Raw genomic sequence first — 3277 nt, 5'->3', positions numbered from 1 at the left:
CCGGCGCACGACCTCCTCGTCGTCGACCACGAGCTCGAGGACCACGTCGAGCGCCGTGCCGGCCTGGTGCAGCATCGTGTCCAGGACCTCTGCCTGGGCGACGTTGCGGGGGAACCCGTCGAGCAGGAACCCCTTCGCCGCGTCGTCCTGCAGCAGACGGTCCTCGACCATCGCGATCGTGACGGAGTCGGGGACCAGCTCCCCCGCGTCCATGTAGCGCTTGGCCTCCAGGCCCAGGGGCGTGCCCTGCCCGACGTTGGCCCGGAAGATGTCGCCGGTGGACACCTGGGGCACGTCGTACTGAGCGGCGATGAACTGGGCCTGGGTGCCCTTCCCCGCGCCTGGGGGGCCGACGAGGACGAGACGCACTAGCGGAGGAACCCCTCGTAGTTGCGCTGCTGCAACTGGCTCTCGACCTGCTTCAGCGTCTCGAGGCCGACACCCACCATGATCAGCACGCTCGTGCCACCGAACGGAAAGTTCTGGTTGGCGCTGAACAGGCCCAGCGCGAGGATCGGGATGATCGCGACGACCGAGAGGTAGATCGAGCCCGGCAGCGTGATGCGGGACAGGACGTAGTCGAGGTACTCCTCGGTCGGCCGACCGGCCCGGATGCCCGGGATGAAGCCGCCGTAGCGCTTCATGTTGTCGGAGATCTCCTTCGGGTTGAAGGTGATCGCGACGTAGAAGAACGTGAAGAAGATGATCAGCGCCACGAACATCAGCACGTAGAGCGGGTGGTCGCCACGCGAGATGTAGCGCTCGATCCACTGGCGCCAGCCGGCGGTGGTGTCGCCCAGCTGAGCGACCAGCTGCGGCAGGTAGAGCAGCGACGAGGCGAAGATGACCGGGATGACGCCGGCCTGGTTGACCTTGATCGGAATGTAGGTCGAGGTGCCGCCGTACATCCGCCGACCGACCATGCGCTTGGCGTACTGCACCGGGATGCGGCGCTGGGCCTGCTCGAAGAGCACGACCGCTGCCACGACCACCAGGCCGACCACGATCATCACGATGAAGGCGTCCCAGCCGCGGGCGGCCTTGACGTTCCAGAGGCCGTTCGGGAAGCCGGCGCAGATCGAGGTGAAGATCAGCAGGCTCATGCCATTGCCGACGCCGCGGTCGGTGATGAGCTCGCCGAGCCACATGATGAGGCCGGTGCCGGCGGTCATCGTGAAGATCATCGTCAGGATGCGGAAGAGCGAGTCGTCCGGCACCAGGTCCGCGGCACAGTTCTGGAAGATGCGGCCGGGGGTGCGGGCCAGGGCGAGCAGCGCCGTCGACTGCAGCACCGCCAACGCCACCGTGAGGTAGCGGGTGTACTGCGTCAGCTTGGCCGTGCCGGACTGGCCCTCCTTCTTCAGCGCCTCGAAGCGCGGGATGACCACCGTCAGCAGCTGCACGATGATGCTCGCCGTGATGTACGGCATGATCCCGAGCGCGAAGACCGACAGCTGCAGCAGCGCGCCGCCGCTGAAGAGGTTGACCATGCCGTAGATACCGGCGTCGTCGTCCACGCTCGTCGTGCACTGGCGGACGGCGTCGTAGTCCACACCCGGGGTCGGCAGCAGCGAGCCGAACCGGAACAGCGCGATGATCGCGAGGGTGAACAGGAGCTTCTTGCGCAGGTCGGGCGTACGGAACGCCCGGGCGAACGCGGTGAGCACGGTTCCTCCTGCACAAGGCGCCCGCAGGGGCGGGCGGGGTAGTCGAACGGATCCACCATGTCACGGCACCGGGTGGGGCCGCGAGAGCCGCAGGCGCCGACGGGAGCCCGGACGGGCCCAGGCGGCTGCGTTGCCGGCTGCAAAGGCTAGCCGGACGACGATAACGCACGAACGGCGCGTGCCCGCCCAGTCAGCGAAGACCGAGCGGGCACGAGCGTCGTTCCCTTTGCGTACGGGCGCTGCGCCGACGCGGGCTGGGGGGAGGGAGACTCCCCCGTCCCCGCGGAGCCGGCGAGCGACCGGGCTAGAGCTCGGTCGTCGAGCCCCCGGCGGCCGCGATCTTCTCGCGGGCCGACGCGGAGAAGGCGTCCACGGTGACGTTGAGCGCCACCGACACCTCACCGGTCCCCAGCACCTTCACCGGGCGGCCGCGCTTGACCACGCCCCGCTCGATGAGGCTGTCGACCGTCACGTCGCCGCCGTCCGGGTAGAGCGTGGACAGCTTGTCGAGGTTGACGACCTCGAACTCCACCCGGAACGGGTTGCGGAAGCCCTTGAGCTTCGGCAGCCGCATGTGCAGGGGCATCTGGCCGCCCTCGAACGCTGCAGGCACCTGGTAGCGGGCCTTGGTGCCCTTGGTGCCGCGACCAGCGGTCTTGCCCTTGGAGCCCTCACCACGGCCGACGCGCTGCTTGGCCTTCTTCGAGCCGGGCGCCGGGCGCAGGTGGTGGACCTTGAGCGGGCTCTTGCCGACGCGGCTCGCGGTGCCCGCGCCCGCCTCGTCCTTCTCGAGCTGCACAGTCTCCTCGCTCACGACTGCGCCTCCTCTCCGGGGATCTCCTCGACGGTCACGAGGTGGGCCACCGTCCGGACCATGCCGCGGATCTCCGGCCGGTCCTCCTTGATCACGCTGTGGCGGATGCGCTTGAGGCCCAGCGAGCGCAGGGTGTCGCGCTGGCCCTGCGTGCCGCCGATCTTCGAGCGCACTTGGGTGACACGGATCTGCGCCATCAGGCCACCCCCGCCCGGGCGCGCAGCAGCGCCGCCGGCGCGACGTCCTCGAGCGGCAGGCCGCGGCGGGCCGCCACGGCCTCCGGACGCTCGAGGCCCTTGAGCGCGGCCACCGTCGCGTGGACGATGTTGATCGCGTTCGAGGAGCCGAGGGACTTGCTGAGCACGTCGTGGATGCCGGCGCACTCGAGCACAGCGCGGACCGGGCCACCGGCGATGACACCGGTACCCGCGCTGGCCGGCTTGAGCATGACGACGCCCGCGGCCGCCTCACCCTGGATGGGGTGCGGGATGGTGCCCTGGATGCGCGGCACCTTGAAGAAGTGCTTCTTGGCCTCCTCGACGCCCTTGGCGATCGCCGCGGGCACCTCCTTGGCCTTGCCGTAGCCGACGCCGACCGTGCCGTCGCCGTCACCGACGACGACCAGCGCGGTGAAGCTGAAGCGCCGGCCGCCCTTCACGACCTTGGCAACGCGGTTGATGGCGACGACGCGCTCGACGTAGGCGGTCTTGTCGCCGCCCGCGTCCTGCCCGCGCCGGTCGTCACGGCCGCGCCGGTCACGGCGATCGCCGCCGGGTCCTCCGGTGCCGCCGCCGGC

General features: G+C 69.9%; 5 protein-coding genes. All 5 read right to left on the bottom strand.

Going from position 1 to position 3277, the window contains the following annotated elements:
* Window positions 1-369: nucleoside monophosphate kinase (locus G9H71_RS21770; RefSeq protein ID WP_166284862.1), on the bottom strand; the 369-nt coding region annotated here is incomplete at its 3' end.
* Window positions 369-1667 (bottom strand): preprotein translocase subunit SecY, encoded by a 1299-nt coding sequence (gene secY / locus G9H71_RS21765; protein ID WP_166284861.1) that lies wholly within the window; start codon window positions 1665-1667, stop codon window positions 369-371. The genes G9H71_RS21770 and secY, both read right to left, overlap by 1 nt.
* Window positions 1668-1971: 304 nt before the next feature.
* Window positions 1972-2466: a 50S ribosomal protein L15 gene (rplO, locus tag G9H71_RS21760; protein ID WP_331273188.1), complete on the bottom strand. Its 495-nt coding sequence runs from the start codon at window positions 2464-2466 to the stop codon at window positions 1972-1974.
* 11 nt (window positions 2467-2477) lie between these two features.
* Window positions 2478-2678: a 50S ribosomal protein L30 gene (gene rpmD / locus G9H71_RS21755; protein ID WP_166284859.1), complete on the bottom strand. Its 201-nt coding sequence runs from the start codon at window positions 2676-2678 to the stop codon at window positions 2478-2480.
* The coding region (rpsE, locus tag G9H71_RS21750; RefSeq protein ID WP_196792365.1) for a 30S ribosomal protein S5 at window positions 2678-3277 on the bottom strand (600 nt) is incomplete at its 5' end. The genes rpmD and rpsE, both read right to left, overlap by 1 nt.

Source organism: Motilibacter deserti (assembly GCF_011250635.1).
Taxonomy (GTDB): domain Bacteria; phylum Actinomycetota; class Actinomycetes; order Motilibacterales; family Motilibacteraceae; genus Motilibacter_A; species Motilibacter_A deserti.
Note: the sequence above shows the minus strand (reverse complement) of the source record. Positions and strands in the feature narration are given on the sequence as shown.

Bases quoted from the DNA above. Each gene is read 5' to 3' on its own strand.
- rpmD (WP_166284859.1), bottom strand. From the start codon at position 2,678: ATGGCGCAGATCCGTGTCACCCAAGTGCGCTCGAAGATCGGCGGCACG.